This is a genomic window from Galbibacter pacificus (assembly GCF_029603165.1).
GTDB classification, from domain to species: Bacteria; Bacteroidota; Bacteroidia; order Flavobacteriales; family Flavobacteriaceae; genus Galbibacter; species Galbibacter pacificus.
In genome coordinates, this window is sequence record NZ_JAQSVC010000005.1 from 93466 (window position 1) to 108187 (window position 14722).

The following is a 14722-nucleotide window of genomic DNA, read 5'->3' on the forward strand; positions in this document are numbered from 1 at the left end:
TTTAATACCGAAACTCATTTTTAAAAAGAAATATGCACTGTATATTATTTGTTTGCTTGCACTTTTAGGGATTCATTATGTTACCAGGACGGCTCTTAATTATTGGTTGGTTACCAAAGATATTTGGCCGGAAGCCCAAGGAACGCAGGAAGCTTTTGGGTTTAACCATATTGTAGCGGTAAGTCTTGGGGAATTTTATGTAATAGGAATTACCGCTGCCATAAAATTTACGGTAGATTACATAAACGAGCATAACCAAAACCGACAGTTAAGGGAATTGCAGTACAAAACCGAACTAAAATATTTAAAGGCACAAATGCAACCGCATTTCTTTTTCAATACGCTTAACAATCTATATGCACTGACCTTGAAAAAGTCGGCCCAGGCCCCGGATGTTGTCCTGCGCCTGTCCGATATTATGCATTATGTAATCTATGACGCCAGTAAAAAACGGCTTCCTTTAATAGAAGAAATAAATTATATAGACAATTATATTGCACTGGAAAAATTACGATATGAATATAATATTGAATCTGAAATTAAAATAAGTGGAGATATAGATGGCATTATTATTCCCCCTTTGTTGTTTCTTCCTTTTATAGAAAATTCTTTTAAGCACGGTGTCCAGAACGATAAAAAACTGAAGCTTTCCATTTCATTTGAAAAAAAAGGCGGACAACTTATTTTTAAAACCGTAAATAATTTCGACATCCATCCGGACAAGATAAAGAAGAAGGGAGGTATTGGACTTAAAAATATGCGAAGAAGGCTTGAAATTTTATATAAAGATAAATTTGACTTGATGACTGATATAAATAATGATATGTTTGTAGTTATACTAAAAATCCCCATTCAATGAATATAAAGTGCCTAATAATAGACGATGAACCTTTAGCAGTCGATGTTATTAAATCGTACATCGAGGAATTTAAAAACATGGAGATAGTTGGCGCTTTTAACAACCCGATAAATGCACTACAGGTATTGGAAAATCAAGAAATAGATGTGATTTTTCTGGATATTAACATGCCAAAAATGAACGGATTGGAGTTTTTAAGGAACTTAAAAGAACATCCCTTGGTTATAGTTACCACTGCTTATAGGGAATATGCCATTGAAAGCTATGAACTGGAAGTTTTGGATTATCTGGTAAAACCGATTCCTTTTAACCGCTTTTTAAAGTCCATGAACAAGCTTACCGCAAGATTGATGGTCTTAAACGGAATTAAGCAAACAGTAGATTTTGACCAAGATCCGCACGTATTTTTAAAAGTAGATAAAAAGCTTATTAAAATATTTTTACACGATATTTTATATATTGAAAGTTTAAAAGACTACATAAAGCTCCACAGTAGGGAAGGAACTTATATATCTCATAAATCCTTATCGAGCATTAGCGAAGAATTGCCTTCAGAAAATTTTATAAGGGTACATAAATCATACACCATCGCCATAGACAAAGTAAAATCTATTGAAGGAAATTTGATAGAGATTGAAAATAAAAAAATCCCGATAGGTAGAAATTATGCCAAATATGCCAAAGAGCGCATTTTGAAAAATAAAGGGAATTTCTTGAGCGAATAATCAAATAAATTAATATTAACTAAGTCACACTGAATAATTATGACAACTACCTCACAAAAATCCAATACGCTGGTGCCAATAATGATCATTGCCGGATTATTTTTTATTTTCGGGTTTGTAACCTGGATCAACGGGGCGCTGATTCCGTTTATGAAAACAATTAACGATTTATCCGACGCGCAATCGTATTTGGTAGCTTCGGCTTCTTATATTTCGTTTGTGGTAATGGCCCTGCCTTCTTCTTATATAATAGAAAAAGTAGGTTACAAAAAGGGAATGTCCCTAGGGTTGGCCATTATGGCAATTGGGGCGTTGGTCTTTATACCAGCTGCCGAGGCCAGGACATATTGGATATTCCTTACCGGAATTTTTATACAAGGTTTGGGAATGACCATCTTACAAACAGCATCAAACCCATATATCACCATTTTAGGCCCAATGGAAAGTGCCGCAAAGCGTATTGCCATTATGGGTATTGCCAATAAAACAGCAGGTGCCTTGGGGTCGTTTATATTTGGTGCAATTTTATTGTCGGGGATCGATGAAATTAAGGAGCGATTGCTACAGGTTTCGGCCGATGAAAAAATAACCTTGCTAAACGAAATGGCCGACAGTGTTGTAATGCCATACATTACCATGGCCATTGTACTGTTTATTTTGGCCATTTTAATAACAAAAGCTCCTTTGCCACATGTTGAAGCCGAAGAAATTGAAGAAACAGAAGTTGAAGGAGGGGTTATAACCAAGAAAAAGAGTATTTTTCAATTCCCTCATTTGTGGTTGGGCATATTGGCCTTATTTGTATATGTTGGGGTAGAAGTAATAGCGGGCGATACCATTATTTCATACGGGCTTTCATTGGGAATGCCCGGCGAAGAAGCAAAATCGTTTACATTAATGACACTTATGGCCATGGTGGGAACCTATGCTTTGGGGGTCTTTTTAATACCAAAGTATATAAGCCAGAATACGGCCTTAAAAGTAAGTGCTGTCCTGGGAATAGTGTTTGGAATAGGTATTATTGCTACCACAGGATTTACCTCCGTATTATTTGTAGCCGCTTTAGGGATTGCAAATGCCCTTGTTTGGCCGGCCATATGGCCATTGGCACTCAATGGTTTGGGGAAATTTACCAAAACGGCTTCGGCATTATTGGTAATGGCAATTTCCGGAGGGGCCATTATTCCGCCTTTGTATGGGGTTTTGGTAGATTCTAATAAGCTAAACCTAATTTCTGAAGGGGTAGACAAAGCAACGGCCACTGCCGAAGCGGCAACTACCGGGTATTGGATATTATTCCCCTGTTATGCCATAATTCTTTATTATGCACTGCATGGGCATAAAGTAGGTTTGAAAAAGTAATGTCTTATTTTAACATGATATAATTTTGTAGAAAAACCCTTGTTTCCATAAGCAAGGGTTTTTACAATTCAATCTTAATGTTGTATTTTTTTAATAAAGACAATGCCCCTTTGGTTGAAAATTTTGCCTTTTGCAGTTGGTTTATTTCAGGGTCGATAGTCATGTTGTAAGAAGTGCTTAAATCGGCTGCTCTTAAAACGGTGTTGTGGAAAATGGCATTCTCTAAATTGCAGTTATCCAAAACACATTCTGTTAGGTCGGTTTCGGTAAAATCTACCTGTTCCATACTACATTTTTTAAAGAGCATTTTTTTAAGCTTCAGTTTGTAAAAAGAAGAAAAATTTAAAATGCAATCTTCAAAATTAAAAGAAAGCAAAAAAGGATTGCACGTGTCAAAATGTAGCCCCATAAGCTTACAATTGTAAAAGTGGACTTCTTTAAAGGCACTGTTTTTTATGTTTGCCATACTAAAATCGCAATCGTGGAAGCTACATTCCGTAAAGCTTACATTGGTAATGTCTGATTGTTTAAAATTGCAGTTGTAAAAAGAGCAATTGTCGTATTCTCCTTTTTCAAGTGCAGCTTGCTGAAAATTTTGGCCTTTATATTCGTTGTCTCCAAAAAAACGGTCGTACATAAGCTGTGTTAATAAACTAAAAATACAAATTTAGATTATTATTTTTTTAAGACCCAACCACTCCTAAAGTATACAATTGTTCCATGGTTGGCGTTTCGCTACCGCCGGCCGGTTCAAGGGTAATACCAAAGGCTTCCGATTGGTTTGCGTTTTTTAGCTCGAAGACTTTATTGTCATCCGAGGTAAAATTGTCCAGCAAACCTATGCTGGTAGGGGTTAAGGGCTCCAATGTAAGAGACCATACCTGATATACTTTTCCGGGTGGGGGTTCGGGCAGGCCTTGCGCATCTATGTAAACCACATTGTCTTCTTGTTTCCAATACACTTTGGCATACGACTGGGGTGATACTGTTTGTCCTCCCAGATTGATGGTTTGAATGTTTTTGTCCCTCAATAAGCTAACTAATTCTTCGGCTTTTTCAAGGCTTTCATTGGCTTCGGCTATTTTGGTTTCTAGTACTGCGTTTTTGGCATCAGAAGATTGTAGCTTGTATTCAAGGTCGCTGTTTTTGTTAGACAGGTAGAAAATACCTGCGGCCAGTACAACTGCTGCCGCCCAGCCCGTATATGCCGCCCAATTGTAGCGTTTGCGTGGCAATGCTACTACTTTTGGTTGGTTTAGGACCGCAGTTTTTATTTTGTTGTATAGTTTTTGGGCATCTTTTGGTGCAACTGCCGCCGTTAATTTTATAATGGCGGTTTCTATTTCTTCAACTTCAGATTGAAGATCGAGATGTTTTTTTATCGCTTCGGTTACTTCTTCATTTTCTTTTTCGGTAAGTACGCCCGCAACATACAGCTCTAAAATTCCAGATTCTATATATTCTCTTATTTCCATTAGTTAAGTAGCATTTCCCTTAGGTTACCAATGCAGTTTCTGTTTCTTGTCTTCACGGTTCCGATAGGGATGTTTAGTTCTTCTGAGGCTTCTTTTTGTGTAAATCCTTTAAAGTATAATAACTCTATAAGCGACCTACAGGTTTTTTTTAATTTTTCGATGTATTTAGAAATTCCAATGGCATCAACTTGATTGTTTAAATTGTTATTGTCTTTTATGATATCTACGAAGTTTTCTGCGCTTAGGTTTTTCTTATCCTTGTTGAAACCTTTAGAACGTGTTTTGTCTATAGCTGCATTTCTGGCAACATTGAGCATCCATGTAAATATACGGCCTTTGGAAGCAGAATATGTGTCGGCTTTGTTCCAGATTTTAATAAATACATCTTGCAATACCTCTTCGGCTACTTCCTCATTTTTTACAATGTTGTATATAACGCCTAATAAACTTTTAGAGTAGTTTTGGTATAAAGTATCAAAAGCGATGGGGTCTTTCTCTTTGATACGCTGCATAAGTGTTTCTTGTTCCATGCCAAAAAATGAGGGTTAGTTCTCTAAAGTAACAAATTAGTTTTTACATACACAAAAAAGACTGCATGGATTGCAGTCTTTTTCAATTATATATGTAAGTATTTTATTATTCAATAACGCCGCCACAACTTACGCGTGACCCGGCATCGCCGCTGGGTTGAGATGTAAAGTCATCGGCTCCTTGGTGCACAATTACACCTTTACCTAAAATATCTTTTTTCTCGTCTCCACAGCCTATGCACCATTCGTCGGTTTTAAAGGTAATGGTCCCGTTTCCGTTATCGTCGGCAGTAAAATTACCGATATCCCCTTTGTGGTAACCATCTGGGCTGCCCCATTTACCGTGCTTTTCGTGCGTGGGATTCCAGTGGCCTCCAGCAGATTTTCCATCTGGAGAATTGCAATCTCCTTTTTCATGTAAATGTATTGCGTGCTCACCGGGCTCCAAGCCATCAAAAACAGCTGTCATGGTAACGGTACCGCTTTCTTCTTTAAAAACTACGTTACCGCTAACGTTCGAGTCGCTTTTTGCTTCCATGGAAACTTTTACTTTTTTCGCTTCCTTTGGAGCATCTTTTTTAACTTCTGTCATGGTCTCTTTTTCGGTAGCATCATCTTTTTTATTTTCTTTCTGTTTACAGCTAACACCTACTAATAGGGTTAATGCTATAATTGAAATTCCTATTTTTTTCATTGTATTGAATTTTTTAAGTTGAATCTAAAATTAAGAAGATATAAGCCAACGCCAAAATGTTAAAGCGTAATTAACGAAGTTTTCACGTATTGAATCTTGCTTTTTTGAAGGAAAAAAGATATTTGTATATCCGAAAAATGTTATTTTAAAGTAGACTAAACATTGATAAAGAGAGGCTAATATATTATTTGTACCTGTTTGTGGGCTATTGAGATTTCTACAAAATTTGTTTCCCTGCCATATTCCCCGTCAATTTGTAGCGGAACAGGGTTTTCTGTGTTAATAACCGCTTTGTTGGTTTTAATAATCTCTATAAATTCTTCATCTATGGGAACCTCGTTAAAAACAGTTTCCAGAATCTTGGGTATTTGTAACGACTTAAAAATAAGTATTTCAAATTTACCGTCGTTTAATTTCCCTTGCGGATTAATAACAGCGCCATTGCCATATTTTTGGGCATTTGCAAAAGCTACCATGATGGCATCTCCAGAGAAAACTTTTCCGTTGGCATTGATTTTATAATGAAAAGGCTCCTTAAAATTAATAAGCGTTGGTATGGACTGTAGCGCATAGCCCAGTTTTCCCCTGATGTTGCTTTGGTCGTAATTTTTAATGAGCGCCGCATTAATGCCGATATCGCTTATATGGATGGATGCTTCGCCGTTTATTTGTACAATATCTACAGGTTTTGGAGTGTTTTTTAGCGCATGGCGTATGGCTTTTTGTATGTCTAGGGGCAGATTGAGCTCTACCGCCATGCCATTGGCACTTCCGGCAGGGATAATTCCAATGGGAATGTTTTTATGGATTTCCATAACTGCGCTAACGCCAAGCTTTATGGTGCCATCGCCGCCAGCAATTATCAATTTTTCAAAATGGTTTTTCTCTAGCAGTTTTATTAAATTGTCTTTGTCGTTTTTACCTTTTGTGGTGTAAATTTCTAATTGCTTTTTTATTGCCTTTGCTTCATTTTGTACCTGCTCTATAATGTTCTCCTTCTTTGTGTTTCCCGATATTGGGTTTACAACTAACAAAATTTTATGGGCTGTATTCATTTATTGCACGACTTTTTATCTAAGTTAATTAAAATAACTAACTTGATTTACTAAAGAAAAGGTAAAAGATACATGAAATTCGATCTTAGTCTTTACAGAGGATATGCCAACGAAGAACAAGTAATATTGTTTGGGCATGTTTTTAAATCGTTGGCGCCCGAATATTTATTAACCGATAAAAAAGGATATAGGCATGCCAAAGGCGTTTTTGAAATGTTTACCATTAAAACGTTAAAAAATGCTAGCGTAAAAGTCTATTTTAACAATCGGGAAATTTCTACCCAGACTACGCACGAAGGTTATTTTAGAGTCTGCATACCGTGCAATGGCATAGATGCAGGTTGGCATGCCTATAGGGTAGAGGCGTATTACAAAGGGCATATGGTAGAGGCAGAAAGCGAATTTTTAAAACCCTTTCCTGGGAAAATCGGGGTTATTTCTGATATAGATGACACCTTTCTTATTTCGCATACCAACAATATTTTTAAGAAGCTGTATGTTTTGCTGACCAAGAATGTACAAAAACGTAAAATATTTGATGATGTAGCTACTCATTATTCGCTCTTGAGCAAGGCCGGGAGAACCGATAAAATGGAAACCAATACCTTTTTCTATGTTTCCAGCAGTGAATGGAATTTATATAGTTTTATATTGAATTTTACAAAACTTCATCAATTGCCCAAAGCGGTTTTTAAACTGAAAAAAATAAAATCGGGACTAACAGACTTCTTGTTTTCCGGTAGGGGAAATCACAGGCATAAATTCAATAAGATTAAAGATATCCTTGAATTTTATCCGCAGATGAATTTTGTTTTAATGGGGGACGATTCTCAAAAAGATCCCGGTATTTATGAAGAAATTGTAAAGTACTTCCCTAAAAATGTCGCTGCTGTATATATTAGGCAAACCACTAAAAAACAAAATAGCAAGACGGTAAAAATGTTACAAAATATTGAAACATTTAAAGTGCCGACTTGCTATTTTGTAGATAGTTCTATTGCAATTGCACATTCAAAAACTATCGGTTTGCTTTAATCTTAAAATTCCTCAAGCAATTATTTTATTTCTGTATGATAGATGTAAAAATCGTTATCTACCTCAAAGCTATTTATGTTTGTTTTGGCAGTTAACTCTTGCCAGTCTTTATTTGGTTGTATCCATTGTTCTTCGCCGTTAACCAATACCTGTACCGGCATGTCAAAGTTTTCAACAACATCGGTATATCTATAGCTTAGTGTTTTTCCTTCTATTTTGTAGTTTAAATTGGGTACCATGACCGTGCGTAAATACTGATTAAAAAATGCCGAAAGGTCAATACCGGTTTTTTCAGATAGGTAATCTTCAATTTGTTTAGTTTTTACCGTTTGATGATAAAAATCTTTATTTAGGCCTCGAAGTATGGAACGCCATTTTTCATCATCTTCAACTAGCTGGCGCAAGGTATGCAACATATTGGCGCCTTTGTAATACATATCGCCCGAACCTTCGTTGTTAACATCGTATTTGCCAATAATCGGGATATCGTTTCTTATGGCCTTTCGTGTACCGATTACATATTCGGCAGAGGCTTCTTTTCCAAAGTAATAATCTAAATATAAATTTTCTGAATAGGCCGTAAAGCTTTCATGTACCCACATATCGGCAATATCTTTATAGGTAATGTTGTTGGCAAACCATTCATGTCCGCTTTCGTGAATAATGATAAAATCGAATTTTAAGCCCCAGCCCGTACCAGAAAGGTCACGGCCCAAATAGCCATTTTCGTATTTATTTCCATAGGTAACAGAACTTTGGTGCTCCATGCCTAAATAGGGCACTTCCACAAGTTTATAGCTGTCTTCGTAAAAGGGGTATGGGCCAAACCAATGTTCAAAGGCTTCCATCATTTTAGGGGCTTGCTTAAATTGCTCCTTGGCCTTATCCAAATTATAGCTCAATACATAATAATCCATGTCTAGCGGACCTTTTTCGCCTTGGTATACCTCTCCAAAATGTACATAATCGCCAATGTTTATATTGACCCCGTAATTGTTTATTGGGTTGCTTACAAACCAATGAAAGGTTTTTGTTTCTTTATGCTCGTCTACGCCAATAAGCCTGCCGTTAGATACTTCCGTAAGGTCTTTGGGCACGGTAACACTTATTTTCATGCTGTCTACTTCGTCGTACATATGGTCTTTATTGGGCCACCATACGCTGGCACCAAGCCCTTGACAGGATGTGGCAATAAAATCTTTTCCGTTTTTGTCTTTTTTCCATGAGAAACCTCCATCCCATGGGGCTCTTATGGCTTCTTTTGGATGTCCGGAATAATAAACAATAATTTCATTGTAATCGCCCACCTTTTGTTTTTCCTTTAGGGTTATAAAGTGTGCATTTCCATCATTTGTAAAATCCAGTTTTTTACCGTTTTGTGTTACATTTTCAATTTTCAATGGTGGCTGTAAATCAATTTGCATTACCTGATTTGTGTTCAATACCAAATAACGAATGGTGTTAAAACCCGAGATGTACTTTTCGTCTGGCTTTACCGTTACATCGAGGTCGTAATAATTAAGGTCCCACCAAGCGCGTTCCGGGGTAATGCTGCCCCGTAGTGTATCCTGTCTTGTAAATGTAGTTTCGTCTTTAAAAAGTCCGGTATTTTGTGCATTAGCAGTTGCTATGGTGCATAGCAATGCCATAAGAATTATTTTTTTCATGAATAAACAAATGTGTAATAGGGCAAATCTAATCAATTTAAATGTTTTACCCACTAAGTAAACGCCAATAGTTATGTATAAAATACCTTAAAGTATGCTTGTTAGAAACACCTTGGCAAACAGTCGCCCGATGTGGTATTATTTAAGCAATTTTAGCAATCGTTCCCAAGCTTCATCGTGTGCTTTTTTGTTGGCTTCATCGGTATCGGTTTCTGCGCCCCTTCTCATAAATGCATGTCCGGCCCCGTTGTAAATTACGGGCTCATAAGTTTTGCCAAATTCCTGCATGGCAGTTTTGGTATCTGGAATGGTTGCATTTACGCGGTTATCGTTTCCACCATAAAAACCATATACGGGTGCATTAATGCTTTCCAGAGCATTTTTGTCTTCGGGAGCGGTGCCATAAAACACAAAAGCCTTGTTTATGGCAGGGTTGTTAGTGGCATATCTAAAACTTTGAGATCCGCCCCAACAAAAGCCAACCACCGATACTTTTCCGGTACTGGCCGGGTCTTTTTTTATGTATTCAAAAGCTGCGTTCAGGTCTGCTGTAACCTCATCTGGGCTTAAGGCATAGATGGCTTCCCGAGCTTTGTCGGAATCGGCAAAATCGGTTGTTTTTTCAATTCCTTCAACAGTATTAGATATCATGTCCGGGGCAATAACAAGGTATCCTTTGCCCGCCAGTTTATCGGCAAAAGAACGTGCCCAGTCGTTTAATCCTCTGTTTTCGTGTATTACAATAACGGCATCGGTGGCAACATTGCTTTCGGGATAAACCACAAAGGCTTTAAAAGTACCCTTTTCACGTTTTAAATCTACCCACTCGTGGTGTCTTTCGGAGTTGGAGAGCTCCTTGCTTATTTGAGAAACAGCCTCGGCGGTAACATCTTTGCCTTTCTTGGCTTCTTTTTTACAAGAAACCAAGCAAAGTATAGCGGCTAGTATTATGAATGTATGGGTTTTCATATATTTTAATTTTTTAGTTTCTTGATACTGAAGATACTAAAAAAAATAATGAATAAAATCCCGTTGCAATGTAGCCGCTAAACTTTTTTGTTACAAAAAGTAAGGGAAGGGTTATTCTTTCCCGATTTCTTCTATTTCAGAGATATTTTCATTTTTAGGGTCGGGACCATATTGGTTTGGACCATTATCTCCTTCTGTAGCAAGTAGTATTATGTTATACAGGGGAACGAGTATAAACCAACCACTTTTATCAACGTCATGAAGTCTTCTTAATTATAAAAGTGTTAACTTTAATAACCTCTCGGTTGGAAGCGAAAGTACATTGTGATTGATTACGTATACTCAATAAAATTTATAGATATCTTATATCTTTGATTAATTCCCTCGGTTAAGTACTTTGTATTCTTCGTAGCAATTACTTATGGCATCGAGAATTTGGAGGTCGTTGGCGGTTTCAATAAAACTGTCGGAATAATTACAGTTTCGTAAAATTTCTTCAATATCCACTTTGTCCACTTGCAACAGGGCCATCAAGGTTTCGCGGTCGAATTTGGAAGCCAGCAAATTACGGATTTTATCATCTTCCTGCATTTTTCTAAGCTTTCGCATTTGTTTGGGTTTCTTTCCAAAGAGGTTATGGAGGAAATCGGCCGGGTTGAAGATGGAGCCCATAACCTTTGCAAAGGCATTGGGGTTCCTGCTACCGGCTTCGTAACCAACGTTTAGGCCCGAAATGCTGTATCGGGCAGATTCGTTTATGGGAATATTCTTGGCATCGATATCTAGGTAGCCCGTAAGTTGGAATGGCCGTACCACAACTTCTTCCAGGGCATAAGCCAATTCGGTCAATCCTATTTTGGTATTTTGATATTTGAGCATGTCGTTGGTAACGCGGACTTTAATGGACTTAAAACCGAGGTACGACAAATATAGCGTGTCGTTGGCGCGGGCGGGAATATTAAATTCGCCTTTTTCGTTGGTAATGGTACCGATAACCTGGTTTAGGTTAAGTACATGGACATTGTCCAAAGGCGCATCGTCCGAAGTGTTCACGACAGTTCCTTTTAACGCTCCTTCGTTGTCTTGCGAAAAGGCAAGGCCAAAGGAGAGAAGGGCTAATATCAAAAATATTTTTTTCATTACTTCAAACATACTAAAAAAGTAATCTGATGCCTAAAGAATGTGATTGGTTTATAAACAAATATAGTAGGTATCACAATAGACCAACAGTTCGTTACGTAAATTAAATTGCGGCTAAAAATAGCAAACAAAAGGAAAAAATGCGCCTATTGGCGCATTTTTAATTTATAATTAACTAAAATCTTTTTTTAGATCTTCTTTTTCCGCTCCCGGGCTTATTTCCTTTTCCGCCTTTTTTACCAAAGCGTTTTTCTCCATAATTGCCCCCAGACCCTTTATCGCTTCTTCTGCTTCGTTTTCCGCCTCCGCCAGAGCGTTTACCGCGCCCTCTTGAGTTTTCGCGGGCATTTTTAGAAACTTCTACATTGATGAAACGTCCGTCCATTTTAAATTCAGAGAAAGTGGCCAAGACCTTTTCGGTATGCGTAGAATCCGTATTGAAGAAAGAAAAACTTTCTTTAACATCTACTTTAAACAGGTCGTCTTTTTCCAGTTGAAGCTGCTCTCTTAAAAAGTCTTTTAAAACCATCCAGTCATAGCCATCACGGGAACCAACGTTGATAAAATATCTTGTGTTTCCTTCTGATGAATAATCGTTTCCGTTGGAACTTGAATTTGCAGCAACATTAAGGTCGCCTGCCTTTTTGTAATATTCGGCAAAACGGCCAAATTCTACAGAGACCATTTTTTTAATAAGTTCCTCGCGGTCAATGCCTTCTAAAACATCGTTTATTGCAGGCAAATAGTTCTCAACATCATCGTTTATTTCGGTGTTCTTGATCTTGCTTGCCAAGTGGTACAACTGGATTTCACAGATTTCGTCGGCAGTTGGTATTTTCTTTGCTTCAAATTTCTGTTTAATAATGCGTTCTATGGCATGTATCTTACGTTGTTCGCTTTTGGTAATAATAACCATTGAGATCCCCGATTTACCAGCCCTTCCCGTACGCCCGCTCCGGTGCGTATAGGTTTCTATTTCATCTGGTAATTGGTAATTAATAACGTGGGTAATGTCGTCTACATCAATACCGCGTGCGGCAACATCTGTGGCGACCAGCATTTGTATTTGTTGGCTTCTAAAGGCCTTCATTACAATATCACGTTGGTTCTGGCTTAAATCGCCGTGAAGTGCACCGGCATTGTATCCGTCTTCAATTAACCTTTCTGCTACTTTTTGGGTATCGCGCTTTGTCCGGCAAAAAACTACCGAAAAAATATCCGGGTTGGTATCGGCCAAGCGTTTCAGGGCCAAATACCTGTCCCTACCGCTAACTACATAATATTCATGCTGTACATTTTCTGATGCAGAGTTTTTTGTTCCCACGGTAATTTCGTGTGGGTTTTTCATGAATTTCTTGGCAATAGTAGCTACTTCTTTTGGCATGGTTGCAGAAAACAACCATGTGCTTTTTTCTTTTGGCGTATGCGAAAGAATGTCCTTAATGTCTTCGTAAAAGCCCATGTTCAGCATTTCGTCTGCTTCATCGAGTACACAATACTCAATTTTAGAAATGTCTACCATGTTACGGCTTATCATGTCTTTCATCCTACCGGGCGTGGCAACTACAATCTGCGTTCCTCTTTTTACTTGTCTTGCCTGTTCTGTAATACTGGCGCCCCCATATATGGCCGTCACGTTTAGCGATGGGTAATATTTGGAATACAATTTTAATTCGTTGGCGATTTGCAAGCAAAGTTCGCGTGTGGGCGATAAAATAAGCCCTTGCGTGGTCTTGCTATTTGCATCTATTTTCTGAATCATAGGAAATCCGAAAGCAGCTGTTTTCCCTGTACCTGTCTGTGCCAAGGCCACCATGTCGGTTTCGTTGGCGAGTAGGACCGGAATAGCTTTCTCCTGTACTTCAGAAGGCGTTTCAAAGCCCATGTCGGTTATGGCCTTGAGTAGCTGTTCGTTCAGTCCTAATTGTTCAAATTTGTTCATATATCTATTTAAAATAAGGGCGCAAAGGTACTCTTATTAATTGACATCACAGTATTTATTTTAATAAATATTTCAATCTCTTTTAATTGATAATGAGGTTTTTAATATAATGCAGCGCTGTATTTGGGCTTAAATTCATCAGGGGGTTGAAATTTTTTTCCCGAACAGGGCAGATTCTTCTTTTTTTAAGCACGTTTACCGTTCACATAATCTTATATTTGAAAAAGGATTGCAAAATGAAAAACGGTATCGCTCCTTTTATGATATATCGTTAAATATTATTTAAGATGAAAGATATTTCAACCACAATAAAAACACTTTATGCCTCAACGGCCGAAATTACGCTTACGCTCGGAACCCCTTTGATGCCGCTTTATACCAAAGAAGTTTTTGCCGAGGTAAAGACTACGGTTTTATTGGCCGTTAAAAATACCCCATCGATATTGCCGAATGCTCATCCTTTTTTAATTGATGCCATTGAAATAACCGACCTATTGGAAGAGAACAAACTTACCTTTACCGTTATGGTAAAGGGCGTCCATAAAACCAATCTGGATGCAGAGGCCATGTTGGGCGCATCGATAGCGGGAATTGCATTAAGGCAGTTTTTTAACGGTAACCCAGATGGGAGCGTAGATTTGGGCCCTGTAAAAATGGTATCTGGCAAGGGCGGGACCAATAAATTTAAACGCATGTACCCATTGGGGTTAAAGGCAGCAGTTGTTGTGTGTTCTGATACTATTTCTGAAGGAAAAAAGGAAGATGCCGCCGGAAAGGCCATTATTAAAAAGCTTAAGGAATGCAATGTTGAAGTTTTAAATTATGAAATTGTTCCAGACGAAAAAGATATTATCGCCTCGAAAGCCAAAGAATTATCACGTGACCATAACTTATTAATCTATACCGGGGGAACCGGATTGTCTTATAGGGATATCACACCTGAAGCATTAAAGCCTTTGTTGGATAGGGAAATACCAGGAATAGAAGAAGCTATACGGAGTTACGGGCAAGAGCGCATGCCTTTTGCAATGTTGTCCAGAAGTGTGGCCGGTACCATTGGGAATTGTTTGGTACTTGCTTTACCGGGCTCTACCAATGGTGCAAGAGAATCCATGGAAGCTATTTTTCCCCATGTCCTCCATGTTTTTAAAATACTGCGCGGCCAAGGCCATGATTGAGTTTAAGGCTTTTTTCTAGTTTAGCGTTGAGGATTCAAGGATTTATAGTTTTTGGCTTCTGGTCACTTCGACGTAAGGAGAAGTCGCATAA

The 14722-nt window shown here is 38.0% G+C and carries 14 protein-coding genes and 1 pseudogene; 5 read left to right on the forward strand and 10 right to left on the reverse strand.

Annotation, left to right across the window (positions count from 1 at the left end):
- Positions 1-52 precede the first annotated feature (52 nt).
- From PSF86_RS13760 to PSF86_RS13770, 3 genes are read left to right on the forward strand one after another with little or no spacing between them, the layout of a single operon-like run.
- Positions 53-859 (forward strand): sensor histidine kinase, encoded by an 807-nt coding sequence (locus PSF86_RS13760; RefSeq protein WP_277900670.1) that lies wholly within the window; start codon positions 53-55, stop codon positions 857-859.
- Positions 856-1584 (forward strand): LytR/AlgR family response regulator transcription factor, encoded by a 729-nt coding sequence (locus tag PSF86_RS13765; protein ID WP_277900671.1) that lies wholly within the window; start codon positions 856-858, stop codon positions 1582-1584. The genes PSF86_RS13760 and PSF86_RS13765 overlap by 4 nt, the downstream gene beginning before the upstream one ends.
- Before the next feature lie 39 nt (positions 1585-1623).
- Positions 1624-2946, forward strand: a complete 1323-nt coding sequence (locus PSF86_RS13770; RefSeq protein ID WP_277900672.1) for a sugar MFS transporter — start codon at positions 1624-1626, stop codon at positions 2944-2946.
- A 61-nt stretch (positions 2947-3007) separates the two neighbouring features.
- Here the strand turns inward: PSF86_RS13770 and PSF86_RS13775 are convergent, their stop codons facing one another.
- The 5 genes from PSF86_RS13775 to PSF86_RS13795 form a co-directional block, all read right to left on the reverse strand.
- Positions 3008-3583, reverse strand: a complete 576-nt coding sequence (locus PSF86_RS13775; protein ID WP_277900673.1) for a pentapeptide repeat-containing protein — start codon at positions 3581-3583, stop codon at positions 3008-3010.
- Between the two features lie 46 nt (positions 3584-3629).
- Positions 3630-4421 (reverse strand): anti-sigma factor, encoded by a 792-nt coding sequence (locus PSF86_RS13780; protein ID WP_277900674.1) that lies wholly within the window; start codon positions 4419-4421, stop codon positions 3630-3632.
- Positions 4421-4951 (reverse strand): RNA polymerase sigma factor, encoded by a 531-nt coding sequence (locus tag PSF86_RS13785; protein WP_277900675.1) that lies wholly within the window; start codon positions 4949-4951, stop codon positions 4421-4423. The genes PSF86_RS13780 and PSF86_RS13785 overlap by 1 nt, the downstream gene beginning before the upstream one ends.
- Positions 4952-5057: 106 nt before the next feature.
- On the reverse strand, positions 5058-5645 hold the full coding sequence (locus PSF86_RS13790; protein ID WP_277900676.1) for a superoxide dismutase family protein: 588 nt from the start codon (positions 5643-5645) through the stop codon (positions 5058-5060).
- A 176-nt stretch (positions 5646-5821) separates the two neighbouring features.
- Positions 5822-6700 (reverse strand): diacylglycerol/lipid kinase family protein, encoded by an 879-nt coding sequence (locus PSF86_RS13795; RefSeq protein ID WP_277900677.1) that lies wholly within the window; start codon positions 6698-6700, stop codon positions 5822-5824.
- A gap of 72 nt (positions 6701-6772) precedes the next feature.
- Here PSF86_RS13795 and PSF86_RS13800 point away from each other — a divergent pair, with 72 nt between their 5' ends.
- Positions 6773-7735, forward strand: coding sequence for an App1 family protein phosphatidate phosphatase (locus PSF86_RS13800; protein ID WP_277900678.1), 963 nt, complete (start codon positions 6773-6775; stop codon positions 7733-7735).
- Positions 7736-7755: 20 nt separating this feature from the next.
- On the opposite strand, the gene PSF86_RS13805 is transcribed toward PSF86_RS13800, so the two are convergent.
- The 5 genes and pseudogenes from PSF86_RS13805 to PSF86_RS13825 all read right to left on the reverse strand — a co-directional run bounded on the left by PSF86_RS13805 (position 7756) and on the right by PSF86_RS13825 (position 13453).
- Positions 7756-9402, reverse strand: a complete 1647-nt coding sequence (locus PSF86_RS13805; protein WP_277900679.1) for a M1 family metallopeptidase — start codon at positions 9400-9402, stop codon at positions 7756-7758.
- A 138-nt stretch (positions 9403-9540) separates the two neighbouring features.
- Positions 9541-10371 carry a dienelactone hydrolase family protein gene (locus tag PSF86_RS13810; RefSeq protein WP_277900680.1) on the reverse strand — a complete coding sequence of 277 codons (831 nt, stop codon included), beginning with the start codon at positions 10369-10371 and terminating at the stop codon, positions 9541-9543.
- Between the two features lie 111 nt (positions 10372-10482).
- Positions 10483-10629 (reverse strand): annotated as a pseudogene (locus PSF86_RS13815) (DUF805 domain-containing protein); the annotation flags it as partial.
- 117 nt (positions 10630-10746) lie between these two features.
- The gene (locus PSF86_RS13820) at positions 10747-11511 is read right to left on the reverse strand and encodes a carboxypeptidase-like regulatory domain-containing protein (RefSeq protein ID WP_277900681.1); all 765 of its coding nucleotides are present in this window, start codon (positions 11509-11511) and stop codon (positions 10747-10749) included.
- A 175-nt stretch (positions 11512-11686) separates the two neighbouring features.
- Positions 11687-13453, reverse strand: a complete 1767-nt coding sequence (locus tag PSF86_RS13825; protein WP_277900682.1) for a DEAD/DEAH box helicase — start codon at positions 13451-13453, stop codon at positions 11687-11689.
- A 287-nt stretch (positions 13454-13740) separates the two neighbouring features.
- On the opposite strand from PSF86_RS13825, the gene PSF86_RS13830 reads away from it, so the two are divergent.
- Entirely contained in the window at positions 13741-14631 is an 891-nt protein-coding gene (locus PSF86_RS13830) for a molybdenum cofactor synthesis domain-containing protein (protein ID WP_277900683.1), read from the forward strand.
- The last annotated feature ends 91 nt before the right edge of the window (positions 14632-14722 follow it).